At 71.2% G+C, this 15,278-nt stretch carries 15 protein-coding genes; 6 read left to right on the top strand and 9 right to left on the bottom strand.

What is annotated here, in order from left to right:
- Positions 1 to 198 precede the first annotated feature (198 nt).
- Positions 199 to 1,473 carry a glycoside hydrolase family 18 protein gene (locus tag OG521_33200; GenBank protein WUW25356.1) on the top strand — a complete coding sequence of 425 codons (1,275 nt, stop codon included), beginning with the start codon at positions 199 to 201 and terminating at the stop codon, positions 1,471 to 1,473.
- Between the two features lie 271 nt (positions 1,474 to 1,744).
- Here OG521_33200 and OG521_33195 read toward each other — a convergent pair whose 3' ends face one another.
- Positions 1,745 to 1,897, bottom strand: coding sequence for an SCO1431 family membrane protein (locus OG521_33195; protein ID WUW25355.1), 153 nt, complete (start codon positions 1,895 to 1,897; stop codon positions 1,745 to 1,747).
- Positions 1,898 to 2,239: 342 nt separating this feature from the next.
- Positions 2,240 to 2,425: a hypothetical protein gene (locus tag OG521_33190; GenBank protein ID WUW25354.1), complete on the bottom strand. Its 186-nt coding sequence runs from the start codon at positions 2,423 to 2,425 to the stop codon at positions 2,240 to 2,242.
- A gap of 302 nt (positions 2,426 to 2,727) precedes the next feature.
- Between OG521_33190 and OG521_33185 the strand changes: the two genes are divergently transcribed.
- A complete protein-coding gene (locus tag OG521_33185) occupies positions 2,728 to 3,177 on the top strand; it encodes a hypothetical protein (GenBank protein ID WUW25353.1) in 450 nt (149 codons plus the stop codon).
- A gap of 264 nt (positions 3,178 to 3,441) precedes the next feature.
- Here the strand turns inward: OG521_33185 and OG521_33180 are convergent, their stop codons facing one another.
- The 5 genes from OG521_33180 to OG521_33160 form a co-directional block, all read right to left on the bottom strand.
- Complete coding sequence (locus OG521_33180; GenBank protein WUW25352.1) at positions 3,442 to 4,209, bottom strand: class I SAM-dependent methyltransferase; 768 nt, start codon at positions 4,207 to 4,209, stop codon at positions 3,442 to 3,444.
- Between the two features lie 256 nt (positions 4,210 to 4,465).
- Positions 4,466 to 5,554, bottom strand: a complete 1,089-nt coding sequence (locus OG521_33175) for an ABC transporter ATP-binding protein (GenBank protein WUW25351.1) — start codon at positions 5,552 to 5,554, stop codon at positions 4,466 to 4,468.
- The gene (gene modB / locus OG521_33170; protein ID WUW25350.1) at positions 5,551 to 6,411 is read right to left on the bottom strand and encodes a molybdate ABC transporter permease subunit; all 861 of its coding nucleotides are present in this window, start codon (positions 6,409 to 6,411) and stop codon (positions 5,551 to 5,553) included. Before modB ends, OG521_33175 begins: the two co-directional genes overlap by 4 nt.
- Entirely contained in the window at positions 6,408 to 7,229 is an 822-nt protein-coding gene (gene modA, locus OG521_33165) for a molybdate ABC transporter substrate-binding protein (GenBank protein ID WUW25349.1), read from the bottom strand. Before modA ends, modB begins: the two co-directional genes overlap by 4 nt.
- Positions 7,230 to 7,264: 35 nt before the next feature.
- Positions 7,265 to 7,675, bottom strand: a complete 411-nt coding sequence (locus OG521_33160; GenBank protein ID WUW25348.1) for a TOBE domain-containing protein — start codon at positions 7,673 to 7,675, stop codon at positions 7,265 to 7,267.
- A 138-nt stretch (positions 7,676 to 7,813) separates the two neighbouring features.
- Here OG521_33160 and OG521_33155 point away from each other — a divergent pair, with 138 nt between their 5' ends.
- Together OG521_33155 and OG521_33150 are read left to right on the top strand one after the other, a co-directional pair.
- Entirely contained in the window at positions 7,814 to 8,296 is a 483-nt protein-coding gene (locus OG521_33155) for a molybdopterin-dependent oxidoreductase (protein ID WUW25347.1), read from the top strand.
- Between the two features lie 242 nt (positions 8,297 to 8,538).
- The gene (locus OG521_33150; GenBank protein WUW25346.1) at positions 8,539 to 10,116 is read left to right on the top strand and encodes a PucR family transcriptional regulator; all 1,578 of its coding nucleotides are present in this window, start codon (positions 8,539 to 8,541) and stop codon (positions 10,114 to 10,116) included.
- 63 nt (positions 10,117 to 10,179) lie between these two features.
- On the opposite strand, the gene OG521_33145 is transcribed toward OG521_33150, so the two are convergent.
- Together OG521_33145 and OG521_33140 are read right to left on the bottom strand one after the other, a co-directional pair.
- Positions 10,180 to 10,572 carry a helix-turn-helix transcriptional regulator gene (locus tag OG521_33145; protein ID WUW25345.1) on the bottom strand — a complete coding sequence of 131 codons (393 nt, stop codon included), beginning with the start codon at positions 10,570 to 10,572 and terminating at the stop codon, positions 10,180 to 10,182.
- A 251-nt stretch (positions 10,573 to 10,823) separates the two neighbouring features.
- Positions 10,824 to 12,194, bottom strand: a complete 1,371-nt coding sequence (locus OG521_33140) for a peptidase C39 family protein (GenBank protein WUW25344.1) — start codon at positions 12,192 to 12,194, stop codon at positions 10,824 to 10,826.
- Between the two features lie 174 nt (positions 12,195 to 12,368).
- Here OG521_33140 and OG521_33135 point away from each other — a divergent pair, with 174 nt between their 5' ends.
- Together OG521_33135 and OG521_33130 are read left to right on the top strand one after the other, a co-directional pair.
- Entirely contained in the window at positions 12,369 to 12,998 is a 630-nt protein-coding gene (locus OG521_33135) for a hypothetical protein (GenBank protein ID WUW25343.1), read from the top strand.
- A gap of 359 nt (positions 12,999 to 13,357) precedes the next feature.
- Positions 13,358 to 15,271 (top strand): AAA family ATPase, encoded by a 1,914-nt coding sequence (locus OG521_33130; protein ID WUW25342.1) that lies wholly within the window; start codon positions 13,358 to 13,360, stop codon positions 15,269 to 15,271.
- Positions 15,272 to 15,278: the final 7 nt, after the last annotated feature.

Genomic DNA, 15,278 nt, shown 5'->3' with positions numbered 1-15,278 from the left:
ACCATTGACCCGACTGGTCTAGTCCATCTACGGTTCCCAGCGAACCGGCTTTCCGCGTTCATGCCAAGTTCGTCTGCGTGCACCGACGGGTACGCATTCGTGTCCGCGCGACCGTACGTCCGCTCCACAGGTGCGCGTTCGCATGTCGTCGAGAGCCGGCCGTCCACTGGCACGTCCCCTCCCCCACGAGGAGCAACCATGACCGGACTGCATCGCCCGGGAGCCCGCCTCAGGGCCCTCGCCGCTGCCGCCTGTACCGCCGCCCTGGGCGCCGCCCTGCTGGGCGTCGCGGGCACCGGATCCGCAGGCGCGGCCCCCGCCGCCGCGCAGGCGGCCGCACCGGCAGCAGCACCGGCCGCCCCCACAGCGGCCGGCAGCAAGGTGGTCGGATACTTCACCAACTGGGGTGTCTACGACCGCAATTACCACGTCAAGAACATCGAGACCTCCGGCTCGGCCGACAAGCTGACGCACATCAACTACGCCTTCGGCAACGTTCAGGGCGGCAAGTGCACGGTCGGCGACTCCTATGCCGACTACGAGAAGACCTACACCGCCGACCAGTCGGTCGACGGGGTCGCGGACACCTGGGACCAGGATCTGGCCGGCAACTTCAACCAGCTCCGCAAGCTGAAGAAGCTGCACCCGGACCTCAAGGTGATCTGGTCGTTCGGCGGCTGGACCTGGTCCGGCGGTTTCGGTGAGGCCGCGCAGAACCCGGCCGCGTTCGCCGAGTCCTGCTACAACCTGGTGGAGGACCCCCGCTGGGCCGATGTCTTCGACGGCATCGACATCGACTGGGAGTACCCGAACGCCTGCGGTCTGACCTGCGACACCAGTGGCCGTGACGCCTACGGCAACCTGCTGGCGGCGCTCCGCTCCAAGTTCGGCACGGACAACCTGGTCACCTCGGCCATCACCGCGGACGGCTCCGAGGGCGGCAAGCTCGACGCCGTCGACTACGGCGGCGCTTCGAAGTCCGTCGACTGGTACAACCCGATGACGTACGACTTCTTCGGCGCCTGGGACGCGAAGGGCCCGACGGCCCCGCACTCCCCGCTCACCTCCTACACGGGCATCCCCAAGGAGGGCTTCAACAGCACGGCGGCCATCGACAAGCTGAAGGCGCAGGGCGTCCCGGCGTCCAAGCTGCTGCTCGGCATCGGCTTCTACGGCCGCGGCTGGACGGGCGTCACCCAGGACGAGCCGGGCGGCACGGCCACCGGTGCGGCGGCGGGCACGTACGAGGCGGGCATCGAGGACTACAAGGTCCTCAAGAACAGCTGCCCCGCCACCGGAACGGTCGCCGGCACGGCGTACGCGCACTGCGGCACCAACTGGTGGAGCTACGACACCCCCGCCACCATCGGCACGAAGATGGCGTACAAGAACGAGCAGGGGCTGGGCGGCACCTTCTTCTGGGAGCTGAGCGGTGACACCACCAACGGCGAGCTGATCAAGGCGATCAACTAGGGTCTTTCGTTTGGATCTGGCTGGATCAGGGAGCGGGGTCCGGTGCGTGCAGCTGCAAGGCGGAGGAGGGAGTCGGATGGGGTCTCCCCCTGCTCGAGCGAAGCCGAGAGCTTGGGGGAGCGCGTGCCGGGGCCCGCGAGCCCGGCATGATCCGAACGAGAGCCCCTAGGTCTCACGGGCACGGGTTGGAGGCGGGGCGGGGAGCCGGGCGGGCTCTCCGCCCCGCCTCACGTCGTGGCTCCGCCCCGGGGCGTCACGGCCCGCGAGGCGGTCACATCAGGCCGAGCTGGGTGACGAGCATGGCGATGACGACGACGAGCGTCCAGCCGGCGAGGTTCTCCAGCAGCTTGGAGCGGTCCTCGGGCCCGCCGGTACGGGTGCGGCGGCGGGCGGAAGTGGTGGTTGCGGCGGCGGTCGCGGTCATGGCATCTCGCTCGGTCGGCTGACGGTGGGTGTCCCCCGAGGACCCGACCACAGTGCCAGCCCCGCGGACCCGCGGGGTAGAGACGTGCGTCACTGCCGCGGGCGGGACGGCGCCCGCCGACGGGTACCCGCAATGGCCGGATCCCGCCGACGGCGGGGATCCGGGTGCGCGGGCGGGTCCGGCCGCCCGGCGCCGTCTGTGCCCGATCCCACACGGCGTGCCGGGGCGCGGACACGGAAAGGCCGGCCCCCCACCGCCGCGCGGTGGGGGGCCGGCCGCGTTCCCGCGAAAGGCGTGGCCCGGTATCCGTGAGCGGCCGCGCCCGCGCCGTTCCGACGCCACTCAGCGCCGGCGCGAGCGGCCTCCTCCCGCGCTCCAGCCTGCGCCGACTCCCGCGACGTGCAGGGCAAGCAGCATCAGACCGAGCAGCATGATGTTGCCCGATGCGAACACGTCGTTGGTCGATATGTCGGCTGCGTTGATCAGGAATGCGATGAAGAACAGGACTGCGGCGGCTATACCCAGCATGGGGTGCTCCCTTTCGGTTCGTGGAAGCCGTGTGCCCCCGAATCGCGAAGGTAGGCGCGGTCCGTCGCTCACCTGTTCTCACCCGGCACGGATCAGATCAAGCCGAACGAAGGCAGCGCCCGGCGCCGAGCCGGTGCGGGGCCGGCCGGCCGGCAGGGCCACTCGTGAGACGGCGCGGCGTCAGAGGTGCTGCACTGACCCTCTGGTAACCGCCTACCGCCCGGGCTGCTGCCGGAGTCGGTGACGGGGCCGTCGACCGGGTGCAGGAGCACGGAGTGGCAACCTCTGAAGGGAGAGCTGTGATGGATACTTCTTCGCTGCCGTTCGTGGATGAGCACGCCGAGGTCATCGCGGCGGAGGCCGATGTCGTCTGGTCCCATCTGGGTGAAGTCCTGGACGAGTCGTTCTCACGCCTCGGCGTCGCCGGTTACGCAAGGCTGGTCGGCTCCGCCGACCGCACGGCGTCCGGGCCGCGGCCCCTTGCCGCAGGCTCGACCCTGCCCGGGTTCCGGGTGGTTGCCGCGGTGCCGGGACGTGAGCTGGTCCTGCAAGGGGCCCATCGCTTCTCGACGTACGCCTTGATCTTCCGCATTGAGCACGCAGGCCCGGGCCGGTCACGGTTGAGGGCCGAGAGCCGGGCGGCCTTCCCCGGGCCTGCCGGTGGCATCTACCGATGGCTCGTCATCGGAACGGGTGGACATGTGATCGGCCTGCGCCGGCTCCTGTCCTCGATCCGCCGCCGATCCGAATAGCGCACTCTCTCTCCGACCGGTCGCGGTCATGCCTCCGTCATCAGGGGGCGACGACACCGCCCACGCCGGCCGCTTTCGCGATCGACTGGAGGGTTGCCTCCGGGGCTGCGGCGAAGGCCGTGTTCGGCCGCGATGATGCGGGCGCGGTTGTCCTCGGCGTCCGAGCGCATCAGCTGTCGACGGGCCTTCGCCATCTGTTCGTTCGCGGAACGGGAGTCGGTCCTACGGTCCTCGCCCCCCTCTGCGGAGGCGTCTCGGTTCTTGTCACGGGGTGGCGCGCAGGAGGACGAGGGATCCGTCGTAGACCGGCCGGCTGCGGAGGTGGCCGAAGGCTTCGTCCCAGGCACCTGAACCCAGCGCGCGGCGCAGGGAGATGTCGAAGTCCTGACGCGCCCGGTCGTCGATGAAGCTCCAGGCGGAGCAGCCCTGGCGGGCGGCGGGGTTCAGGAGCATCTCGGGGCGGCCGTAGTACGCCTCGTTGAAGCCGTCGGTGCAGTCCAGCGGCACCGGCACGGACTGGATGGTGGTGGCTCCGCCGAGCGCGGTCGTGAGCCGGTCCAGGGACGGGTAGCGGCCGGCCTCGATCTCCAGGACGTCGGGGGCGTACTCGTAGAGCCAGAAGTCGCGCACGCGTGCGGGGTCGCAGGTCAGTACGGCGACAGGGCCGCGCGTGACGCGTCGCATCTCGCGCAGTCCCGCCTCGACGTCGTCCCACTCATGAACGCTGAAGAGGGCCATCGCCGCGTCGAAATGTCCCTGGGCGAAGGGGAGGTCTTCGGCGACTGCGTCGATGGCGGTGGCGAGGCGGGCCGGCCGCCGGGCACGTTTGGCCGGGGACGGCTCGACGGCCGTGATCGTATGTGCCGCGGTCTCGTACGATCCGGTGCCCGCGCCGACGTTGAGGACGATGCGCGCGTCACCGAGAGCCTGGGCGATGACGCGGGCGATGCGCCCGTCCGGGCGGCGAACGGGAGCGGCTAGGGATCCGATGGCCCCGTAGCCGGCGTCGCCCCTGCCGTCGTAGGTGTGCATGACCATCCGGGGACCTCCGCCTTTCGGGCCTGGCCGGAGCGGCGGTACTCGCGCCCCGAGCGAAGGCTTCCATCTTGCATCTGCCGGACTGAATCTCCTAGTGCCTGGTGAATGACTGGCTGATCGGCCAAAGTCTCTTGCATGTGCGCCGATGCGTTTGGACGATGCGTCGGCGCGGTGGCGTGAGTGCCGCCGGCCAGTCGCCGGGGCCGGCGATGTTGCGGGGCGCGTTCGTAGGCCGTCTCGTCCGGAGTCCTCAGACCGGGTAGGCGTGGGTCTGCGTCGCCTTCACCGTCGCCCAGACCTCCGCCCCCGGACGCAGGTCGAGTTCCGCGGCTGAGGCCGTGGTCAGGTCCGCGGCGAGCGGCAGCTCTCCGGTGAGGTCGGCGCGGATCTGGTCACCGTGGGTCTCCAGACCCGCGATCCGGCAGTGCCAGAGGTTGCGGGCGCTCGCGCCGGCGGGGCGGTCGCGGTGGAGGGTGACAGCGTTCGGCGGGAAGGCGACGAAGACCGGGCCGGACAGGTCCTCCGTGGTCGCGACGGCGGGCCCGGCATCGAGGCGGACGGTGTGGCCGTCGGCCGTACCCCGGTAGAGGTTCAGGCCGACCAGCTGGGCGATGTAGTCCGTACGGGGATGGCGGGCGATGTGGGACGGCGCCCCCTCCTGGACGACCTGGCCGTCCTCGACGACGACCAGACGGTCGGCCAGCACCATGGCGTCCAGTGGATCGTGCGTGACCAGGACGGCGACGGCCTCGAACTCGGCCAGGTGCTGCCGGAGCTGCGATCGGACCTCCAGCCGGGTGCGTGCGTCCAGTGCCGCCAGCGGCTCGTCCAGGAGCAGCAGCCGGGGGCGGGTGGCCAGCGCGCGTGCCAGGGCGACACGCTGGGCCTGGCCGCCTGACAGCTTGCGCGGCCTGGCGTCGGCGTGGTCCGCGAGACCCAGCCGCCCCAGCCACTCGGCGGCTTGTGCCCGTGCCGCCGCCTTGCTCGCGCCCTGGCAGCGCGGTCCGAAGGCCACGTTGTCCAGGGCGGTGAGGTGCGGGAAGAGCAGGTAGTCCTGGAAGACGACGCCGACGGGGCGTGACTCCGGCGGCGTGCGTTCCAACGCGGCGCCGTCCAGGCGCAGGTGGCCGCCGGTGAGCGGGGTGAGGCCGGCGAGGGTGCGCAGGGCGGTGGTCTTGCCGGCGCCGTTCGGGCCGAGCAGGGCGACGACTTCGCCGGGTGCGACGGTCAGCGTCACGTCGAGCCGGAAGGCGCCGCGCTCGACGACGAGGTGGGCGTCGAGGCCCTCTTCGGGCCTGTCGGCACGGATGTCCCGGGCGGGCTCGGGAGTCTTGGTCATCCTGCTGTCATCCAACGGTCGCGCAGGCCGGCCAGCACCGCGATGGACACGGTGAGCAGGACCAGGCTGAGGGCGATGGCCGCCTCCGGGTCGCTCTGCAACGCCAGGTATACGGCCAGCGGCATGGTCTGGGTACGGCCGGGGAAGTTGCCGGCGAACGTGATGGTCGCGCCGAACTCGCCCAGGGCGCGGGCCCATGCCAGTACCGCGCCCGCGGCGATGCCGGGCGCGATCAGCGGCAGCGTGACCCGGCGGAACGCGGTGAAGCGGGAGGCGCCGAGTGTGGCGGCGGCCTCCTCGAAGCGCGGATCGGCGGCGCGCAGGGTGCCTTCGACGCTGATGACGAGGAACGGCATCGCGACGAACGCCTCCGCGATCACGACTCCCGCCGTGGTGAACGGCAGGGTGATGCCGAACCAGTCGTCGAGCGTCTTCCCGACGATGCCGTTGCGGCCGAGTGCCATCAGCAGGGCGACACCGCCGACCACGGGGGGAAGGACGAGCGGCAGGGTGACGAGGGCCCGTACGAGACCGCGGCCGGGGAACTCGACGCGGGCCAGCAGCCAGGCCAGAGGCACGCCGATGACCAGACTGACCGCGGTGGCGGCCGTGGCGCAGACCAGGGACAGCTGGAGCGCCTGCCAGACCTCGGCGCTGGTCAGCAGCTCGGGCAGGCTGGTCCACGGGGCCCGTACGAGCAGCGCGATCAGTGGCACGATCAGGAAGGCCAGACCGAGCAGCGCGGGCACCAGCAGCGGCAGCGGCACGCCACGACCGCCGCCCGTCCGGGCGCGCCGACGCCGCGGCCGGCCCTGGAGGGTGCCGGTCGCGGCGTCGGCCTTGTTGGGCTTCGTCACGGCTTGAGGAACCCGGCCCCGGTCAGGACCTGCTGACCCTGGGCCGACCGCACCAGGGCGATGAACGCCTTGGCGGCCTCGGCGTTCTTCGTGTCCTTGAGCTCGACGATCGGGTAGTCGTTGATGGCGTCCGCGGACTCGGGGAAGTCCACGCCCTCCACCTTGTCGCCGGCTGCGTGCACGTCGGTCTTGTAGACGACGGCCGCGTCGGCCTCCTTCAGCTCGACCTTGGTCAGCGCGGACTTGACGTCCTGCTCGTAGGAGACGGGGGTGAGCTTGAGCTTGCTCGCGTCGAGGGCCTTCTGGGCGGCGGCGCCGCAGGGCACCTCCTTGTCGCAGAGGACCACCTTGAGGCCGGACTTGGTGAGGTCCTTCAGGGAGGAGACCTTGTCCGGGTTGCCCGGCAGGGTGGCGATCTCCAGCTGGTTGCGCACGAAGGTCGCGGGTGTACCGGAGGCGTCGCCCGCGTCGGTGACGATCTTCATCGTCTTGGGGCTGGCAGAGGCGAACACGTCGGCCGGGGCACCGCCGGTGATGCTCGCGGCGAGGGAGTCGCTGCCGCCGAAGCTGAAGGTGACCTTCGTTCCGGGGTTCTCCTTCTCGAACTCCTTGCCCAACGCGGTGAAGCTCTCCTTGAGGGAGGCGGCGGCGAAGACGGTCACCGTCCCGGACAGCTTGTCCGACGAGGACGCGGAGGAGTCCGATGCGGCCGACGAGGAGTCGTCGGACGACGAACATGCGCTCAGGGCCAGCAGGGCAGCGGCGCCTGCACCGGCCACCTGAAGTGTCCGGCGGGTCCGGCGCGCGGTACGGGTCATCACGGTTCTGCTCCCTCTTGTCCTGACGGACACAATCACCTGCGGTCCTGGCGGACCGTCCAGGGTCTCTCGGCGACCACGTTGGTCGACTTGATCACGGCAACCGCCGGAACACCGGGCTCCAGCTTCAGTTCTTCAGCCGACTCGCGGCTGACCGGCGCCACGACCCGGAACGGCCCGGCCTGGATCTCCACCTGTGCCGACACGTCGCCGAGCAGCACATCGGTGACGATGCCGGAGAGCCGGTCGCGGGCCGAGGAGGCCGCGGACTCCCGTTCCACACGGTGCATGTACTTGGCGTGGGCGGCCAGGGCCCGTCCGGGGATGGTCCGGCGGCCCAGCTCGTCGCGTTCGGCGGTGAGTTTCCCGCCGTCGACGAGGCGCCTCACGGTGTCGGCGCTGACACCGAGCAGGGTGGCCGCTTCCCCGATCCGGTAGGTGTGCATGCGCAGATGATACTGCCGCAGATGCGAGGGAAAAGTCTGCTGTCGCTTCGCATGAGGTAGAGCCAGGATTGCTGTGGCTGGTATGTGCGTTTGTACGGGGTCTGCGCCCGGGTAGCTTGACCGGGGAGGTGGTAGTCCGTGAGCCAGTCCCTCACAGCCGTCGGTACGACCGCCGGCCCGGTGCCGGAGATCGCCCTCACCGGCGACCTGGCCCGTCCGGCCAGGCTGACGGTGTCCGACCTGCTCGCCTGGCCTCAGCACGAGGCCGCCGTCAGCTTCGAGTGCGCCACCAGCGGTGTCCAGCACCACCGCTTCACCGGCCCGTTGCTGCACGACGTGCTCGCGGGCGCCCGCCCCCGTTTCGATCCGGCCCGCCGCAAGGACCGTCTGCGCTTCCTGATCGCGGTGTCCGGTGCGGACGGCCACCACACCCTGCTGTCCTGGGCGGAGATCGACCCGGATTTCGGCCGGGCCCCGGTCCTGCTCGCGGTGACCATCGACGGCGCCCCGCTCGACCGCACCGGCTCACAGCTCGTCCTCCCGCAGGACCGCTGCGGCGGACGGCACATCAGCGGCATCAACGCCGTGCGCGTGGACGGCGGGTACTCGAGGTGGGAGTGACGTCGGGCCCCGTCACGGGCGGGCGCCCCGCCGTCCGGACCGTGGCTCCCGGCCCGGGGACGGCTGCTTCACCGGACGGAAACACACACCTCCCGACCGATCCATGGAGGATCAGCCAAGAGGTGTTTCCGTCCTTTCTTCTGGCACTTACCATGCAGGAGCCTGAAGTCCCCTAGCTGATGCAATATCCCGGATCAAAGTCGGCGGGCGGCTGGATCCGGTCCGTACGAGGAGCCGAGTACATGCACGTCGAACACCTGCTGAGGGACGAGACCCTCGGCCTGCGCCTGCTGTGGGCCGAGGAAGCGCTGCTGGACCGGGAGATCAGTGGAGTGACAGTCACCGACCTGGAAGGGCCGGCTCGCTTCGTTCGTCCGGGGGAGGCAGTGCTCAGCGGACTCGTGTGGTGGACGCCGGACAGTGAGCAGGGCAGGACGGAACGGTTCGTGGCCGGGCTGCGAAGCGCGGACGCCGCCGTGCTGCTGGCCGGGGAGGAGACACACGGCTCGGTCCCCGACGACCTGATCGAGGCATGCGTACGGCACCGCATCCCGCTCGCGGCCGTGCCTGCGCACGTCATGTTCCGGGCCGTCACCGACAAGGTGTACCTGCAGCAGTGGGGCGAACTGAGCCGCCACCACGCACTGCCCGAGAATGCCCGCAACCGCCTGAGCCACCTCGCGGCCCAGGGCGGGAGCCCCGAGGAGGTCGTCACAGCCGCGTTCGCCCATCTCGGCCAGGGGGCCGTCGCCTACGTGCTCACCGCCACCGGTCGCACGGTCGCGGCGACACCCGGCGCACCCGGCCTTCCCCTCGTGAAGGCTGCCGCGTTGCTGGCGAGTGGTACCGGCGCAAGGGTGCCCGTCGACACGGAATCGGCGACCACGCCGTACAAACGCTGGCATCTCTACCTGCCGGATCCGGGCACGGCGCCGCCCCGGATGCTGCACGAGGTCGCCGCGGTTCTGGGCCGCTGCCAGGAACAGGAGGCTCAGCGAGAGACCGGCAGGGACCGGGCGGCGGCCCAACTGGGCCTGCTGCTCACCAGAGACGGTGCGGAGAGCGCGGCCGTGGTGGCAGCGATGCGGAGCTGCGGGCTGCCGACCACCGGGGAGTCGTACCGCGTCGCCACCGCCACCACGGGAGTGCAGGGCACGGGGCCGGCGGAGGACGCACTGTCAGAGGCTGTTGCGCAGGTGGCAGGGACGGGGCCCACCGTTGTGGGGCGGCTTCCGGACGGCACCGCATTCGCGGTCGCACTCGGCACCGCCGACGGCCTGGGCGAGGTGTGGCCCCGAGTCGCCGCATGCGAACCGTCGGTGCCCCTGCACGGGGGAACCGGCGCACCGGCCGCCGGTCCGCAGGACCTGGCCGCAGCCCTGGCCGAGGCCCGCTTCGCGCTGGCCTCGGCACAGAGCACAGCTCCGCGAGCCTCACTTCTGGTCGACGCCAGCTCCCTCACCGGCCTCGAAGCACTTCTGACCGGCATACCCGCGGAGGTGCGCACCGCGTTCAGCCGCACCGTTCTGGGCTCGCTCCTCGACAGCCGGAGCGCGTCGGCTGCCCCGCTGCTGCACACCCTGCGTACCTTTCTCGACTGCGACGGCTCATGGGCTCGTACCGCGGAAGTCCTGCATCTGCACGTGAACACCGTCCACTACCGCATCCGGCGCACCGAGCACTTCACCGGCCGGGACCTGTCCCGCCTCGCTGACCGCCTCGACCTGTGGGCCGCGCTCCTCTGCCACAAGACCGTCCCCTCCGCCGACATCCCGCACGGACCGGCCCAGTTCGAACCGGACGCGGCGAGGACGCGTTAGGTCTGCCCGAGTACCCGTCGCCAGGCGACGGTGGAACTGCTCGAAGCCCTTAGGCCCGCACGGTCAGGTGCGGTCGATGTGCACGTTCGTCGACTTCACCCGCGCGGTGGCCTCCACGCCGACCTCCAGCCCCAGCTCCTCCACAGCCTCCCGCGTCAGCAGTGACACCAGGCGGTGCGGCCCGGCCTGGATTTCCACCTGGGCGGCAACGTCACCGAGTTTGACCGCGGTGACGATCCCGGGAAACGCGTTGCGCACTGAGGTGTAGGGGGCGTCCATCCCGTCGCCACTCTTGGCAAGCTCGACGGAGAAGGCCGCCAGGTCCCTTCCCTCGATGAGGCGCCGCCCGCCCTCGTCCCGACGCGTGGCCATTCGCCCGGCGTCGGCCCACCTGCGCGCGGTGTCTGGACTTACGCCAAGCAGACGTGCTGCCTGGCCGATTGTGTAGGACTGCATGCGCGCCAACCTATGCGATCGGAGGCGCGCCGTTCGTACGCATCCGTGTGACCGTGCGAGGGGGCGGGCAGGGCCCGTCGCCGGTTGCGGCACGTAGTGGATGCCGCACGGCGACGCCTCCGTTCACGGGGTGTCCCGCCGGACCGGGCATCGCCCGGTCAAGGTCACGGTGGGCCGGTACGGCCACCTCGCGCAGGACGGCCACGAGCACTGCCGCCAGGGGGTCGAGGTGGCCGTGAGCCCCTACACGCTCACACCAGGCCGAACGATCGCAGCGCCCGGCGCTGAGCCGGTGTGGGGTCGGCCGGCCAGTACAGGTAGCAGACGCCGCCCGTGCCCGAGACCACACTGCCGCTCGCGTTGTAGCGCTTCGTCCTCAGCCAGATCGTCTCCCACTCGTGCCGCTTGTAGACGTGGCGCACCGCCTCGTCGTCCGGCGACGCGGGGTCGTTGGCGATCACGTCGCCGTCCTCGGTGAAGCCGATCACCGTCATCAGGTGGCCCGAGGTGCCGTAGCCCGCGCCGGTCAGCTCCTCCTTGAGGAACGACTGCGACGTTATGGCCGGGATGCCGGCGCGGATCAGCGTCTCCAGGTCCTTCAGCGAGCCGAGCCGGGTCACGACGGCGCTCATGTCCGGGTACGTCGCGGCGTAGGCGGCGTTGAACGGCCAGTTCCCGCAGCCCTCGTACTGGTTGTCGTACGTGAACCGCGCCGCGTGGCAGACCTGCGGGTCCTCAAGACCCGGCTTGACCCAGGAGAGGTCGTCGGCGGAGGGCCTGCGCCCCCAGTACTCGATGATCATCTGCGAGGAGGTGGGGCTGCACCACGCCTCTCCGCCGTTGTCGTACTCCGGGTACTGGCCCACGTGCACGTTCTGCGAGAAGCGCGGCACGGGGAGCTCGCGGGCGAGTCCGGGCGTGCTGGCGGGCACGGTGAAGCGGTCGGGGATGTCCGAGGCCATCGCGCCCAGGCGCCACACCGTGGGCGTGAGCCGCGTGCCCGGGGTGCGGTACAGCGTCAGCCGCAGCCGGTAGGACAGCAGCCGCAGGCCGCTCGCCGCGTCGTCCACCGAGAAGGTGTCGGTCCAGATGGAGCTCTTGCCGTCGGTCTGGTCGTCGACGGAGGTGCGGCGGATGTCGCCGTCCCCCGCGGCCCAGCGGCCCATGACGTACCAGGGGGTCTCGGTGCCGTCCGAGTAGCTGCCGCGCAGCTCGATCTGGATCCAGGTGCCGGCCGGTGTGTCCGCGTTCCAGGACGCGATGACCTCGGTGGCCGGGACGGCGGAGCGGTGGACCGGGGAGGTCCAGGTCGCGTATTCCCAGGCGGCGGTCGTACCGGTGTGCGGGTCGGTGTAGTCGGTACGCCCCAGCGGGTGGGCGATCGCCAGTCCCGCCCGGCGGCCGGCGACGGCGCGGGTACCGGCGCCGGAACCGCAGCGCCAGTCGGTGTACGTGGTCCATGCGTGGTTGTCCACGAGCGAGGCTGCCGCCGAGGGTGCGTGGTGCGGGTGACGGGACGGTGCCGCGGCGGCTGCGGAGGCGGCGGACGACAGCGCTCCGGCGCCGGCCGCTGCCGCGATCGCGGCGGTGAGCACGGTTCTGCGTGAGGTCGGACTGGGCATGGGCGAGACCCCCGGTCGTAAGCGGAATGGGGCTGCAGGTACACGACAGTGGGCCAACTATTGCGGGTCCGTACCCGGTTCGGCCAGCGATTCGGCTCGCGTCGAACGACCAATATTGGTCTCCACCACTGGCGTGACCTGCGGCTGCTTCACCCCGGCTCGTAGGCTGGGGGCATGAACGACCTCTCCCGCCACGCCGCGCGGCTGCGCGCCCTGCCGCCGTCCTGCGGGCCGGTCCGGCTGATCGCCGTCGACGGCCACGCGGGATCGGGCAAGAGCACCTTCGCCGCCCGGCTCGCGGCGGCGCTCGACGACGCCCCGGTGCTGCATCTGGACGATCTGGCCACCCACGAGGAACTGTTCGGCTGGACCGGCCGGCTGAGCGAGCAGGTGACCGGGCCGCTGTCGCGCGGCGAGACCGCGCGCTACGCGCCGTACGACTGGACGGCGCGTAGCTTCGGGCCGCCGCGCACCCTGGACCCCGCACCGGTGGTGCTGATCGAAGGCGTGGGGGCGGGCCGGCGGGCCCTGCGGCCCGCGCTGGCCCACCTGTTGTGGATGGACCTCCCGGCGGCGGAGTCCTGGGCGCGGGGCCGGCGGCGGGACGGGCCGGCGCTGAGCGGCTTCTGGGACGGCTGGACGGCCGCCGAGGAAGCCCATTTCTCGGCCGATCCCTCACGCCCCTCCGCCGATGCTCTGGTACGCCAGTTGCCTGTGGGGTACGAGTGGCAGGAGTGGTCCCCCACGACAGCAGGAACGAACCATTCCGTCACCCAAAGTGATCAGCCCGCACCGCCATACTGAGCAGTCGGAAATCGGCCCGGAAGTACCTCAACTCCGCTTGACCCGGGGCCGGTACAGGTCTTACGTTCTCAATGTGCGGCTTTTCGGAGCCCCCGCAGGCGCGAAGCCCCCGGTTGTTCCCCCGTGATCGGGGGCTTCGTTCTGTGCTCCACCCCGCATTCCGGCCGCACTTCACCCCCTTCCGCTCACCCTGGGTCACGGTAGGTCTTGGGCCTGCGGCGCCCTTAGTCGCACACTCCCTGCGCAGGTACGATGCCTCTCGGTGCGGTCAATTCCCGTCCATGGCACAGTGATTCGGCGCGCCTCGGCGGGCTGTCGTGCGGCGGGACATCCTGGGGGCACGGTTTGTGGGGGACCTGATGGATTTCGGCACGCAGGGCGCACAGGCCCCGGCCGACCTCGCGTGGCTGCGCGGCGTGGACGCCTACACGATGGGCGCCTACCCGCAGGCCGAGGAGGAGTTCAGAGCGGCGGTGCGCCTCGATCCCGGGATGGCGGACGCCTGGCTCGGCCTCCATGCGCTGCGGGTCGACACGACGACGGCCTTACTGCACATGTACCGCCACCGCGACCGCTTCGGCGATCAGCGCGGGCGGCACCGCCGCACCCTCAACTCCTGGTACTGGCTGGGCTGGTGGGTGCAGCCGGTGCTGGAGAGCCCACGCGACCTGCTGCTCGCGCACGCCTCGCACTGGCTGGACGGCCGCCATGTGCCCGAGCTGGACCGGGCGTTGGCCGGTCTGCCGCCGGTGGACGCCGACCCGCAGGTCCGCTTCCTGCACGCCTGCCGCTCCTACCTCGTCAAGGACTGGGAACAGCTCGTACGCCATACGGAGCAGCTGATCGAGGATCCGCTGCTCGGCATCGAGGCCGGGCTGTTCGGCGGCATGGCGCGGGTGCGGCTGGAGATGTACGGGCAGGCCGAGCCGCTGCTGGCCACCGCGCTGATGCGCTGCCGCAGTGAGCAGCCGCAGCGCAAGGAGCTGCGCTACTGGCTGGCCCGGGCGCACGAGGGGACCGGCCGCAGTGCTGCCGCGCTGCCGCTGTACCGGGCGGTCCACCGGATCGACCCGGCGTTCATGGACACCTCGGCACGGCTGGCGGCGATCGCGGACTACGACGGTCTGGACGGCTCGGAGGAGGCATCGGGCCTGGCCGCCGTCTCGCTGACCGGTCTGGGCGCCGACGGCACGTTCGCCGAGGCGCAGCCGGACGGCGACTCGCTGCTGGGCACCGATCTGGTGGACGGACGGGAACCGCGTCCCGGCGGCGAGCCGCAGGACCTGCCGGGCATCGCGGTGCCGCCGGCGGGCGGGGCCCGGGAGAAGACCGCGGTCCCGGGCCGGCCGGCGACGCAGCCCTTCCCGGCCGGGCCCAGCGATCCGGTGCTGCTCGCCGAGGCGCTGGCGGAGCTGGAGCGGATGGTCGGCCTGGAGCCGGTGAAGCGCCAGGTCAAGGCGTTGTCGGCGCAGCTGAACATGGCGCGGCTGCGGGCGGGCCAGGGGCTGCCCGTACAGCCGCCGAAGCGGCATTTCGTCTTCTCGGGACCGTCCGGGACGGGCAAGACCACGGTGGCCCGGATTCTGGGCCGGGTGTTCTACGCGCTGGGCCTGCTGGGCGGGGACCATCTGGTCGAGGCGCAGCGGGCGGACCTGGTGGGTGAGTTCCTGGGACAGACCGCGGTGAAGGCCAATGAGCTGATCGACTCGGCGCTGGGCGGGGTGCTCTTCGTCGACGAGGCGTACAGCCTCTCCAACACGGGATACAGCAAGGGCGACGCGTACGGCGACGAGGCGCTGCAGGTCCTCCTCAAGCGCGCGGAGGACAACCGCGACCATCTCGTCGTCATCCTGGCGGGCTACCCGGAGGGCATGGACCGGCTGCTGTCCACCAACCCCGGTCTCTCCTCGCGCTTCACCACCCGGGTGGACTTCCCCAGCTACCGCCCGCTGGAACTCACCTCGATCGGCGAGGTGCTGGCCGCGGAGAACGGCGACGCGTGGGACGAGGAGTCACTGGACGAACTGCGCTCCATCAGCGGCCATGTCGTCGACCAGGGCTGGCTCGACGAGCTGGGCAACGGCCGATTCCTGCGCACCCTGTACGAGAAGAGCTGCGCCTACCGCGATCTGCGGCTCTCGGGATACACGACGGTGCCGACGCGGGACGATCTGGCGACGCTGCGGCTGCCGGATCTGATGCAGGCGTACGGCGAGGTGCTGTCGGGCCGGGGCCCGGTGGGGCGGGGCCGGCAGGAGCCGCCGGAGATGTGAGACGCGA

Origin of the sequence: Streptomyces sp. NBC_01463 (assembly GCA_036227345.1) — a bacterium.
Lineage (GTDB): Bacteria > Actinomycetota > Actinomycetes > Streptomycetales > Streptomycetaceae > Streptomyces.
This window is presented reverse-complemented; position numbering and strand designations above follow the sequence as displayed.

Excerpts from the sequence above, each read along its gene's own strand:
- OG521_33200 (WUW25356.1), top strand. The coding sequence starts at position 199 with ATGACCGGACTGCATCGCCCGGGAGCCCGCCTCAGGGCCCTCGCCGCT.
- OG521_33195 (WUW25355.1), bottom strand. The coding sequence starts at position 1,897 with ATGACCGCGACCGCCGCCGCAACCACCACTTCCGCCCGCCGCCGCACC.
- OG521_33190 (WUW25354.1), bottom strand. The coding sequence starts at position 2,425 with ATGCTGGGTATAGCCGCCGCAGTCCTGTTCTTCATCGCATTCCTGATC.
- OG521_33185 (WUW25353.1), top strand. The coding sequence starts at position 2,728 with ATGGATACTTCTTCGCTGCCGTTCGTGGATGAGCACGCCGAGGTCATC.
- OG521_33180 (WUW25352.1), bottom strand. The coding sequence starts at position 4,209 with ATGCACACCTACGACGGCAGGGGCGACGCCGGCTACGGGGCCATCGGA.
- OG521_33175 (WUW25351.1), bottom strand. The coding sequence starts at position 5,554 with ATGACCAAGACTCCCGAGCCCGCCCGGGACATCCGTGCCGACAGGCCC.
- modA (WUW25349.1), bottom strand. The coding sequence starts at position 7,229 with ATGACCCGTACCGCGCGCCGGACCCGCCGGACACTTCAGGTGGCCGGT.
- OG521_33160 (WUW25348.1), bottom strand. The coding sequence starts at position 7,675 with ATGCACACCTACCGGATCGGGGAAGCGGCCACCCTGCTCGGTGTCAGC.
- OG521_33150 (WUW25346.1), top strand. The coding sequence starts at position 8,539 with ATGCACGTCGAACACCTGCTGAGGGACGAGACCCTCGGCCTGCGCCTG.
- OG521_33145 (WUW25345.1), bottom strand. The coding sequence starts at position 10,572 with ATGCAGTCCTACACAATCGGCCAGGCAGCACGTCTGCTTGGCGTAAGT.
- OG521_33140 (WUW25344.1), bottom strand. The coding sequence starts at position 12,194 with ATGCCCAGTCCGACCTCACGCAGAACCGTGCTCACCGCCGCGATCGCG.
- OG521_33135 (WUW25343.1), top strand. The coding sequence starts at position 12,369 with ATGAACGACCTCTCCCGCCACGCCGCGCGGCTGCGCGCCCTGCCGCCG.
- OG521_33130 (WUW25342.1), top strand. The coding sequence starts at position 13,358 with ATGGATTTCGGCACGCAGGGCGCACAGGCCCCGGCCGACCTCGCGTGG.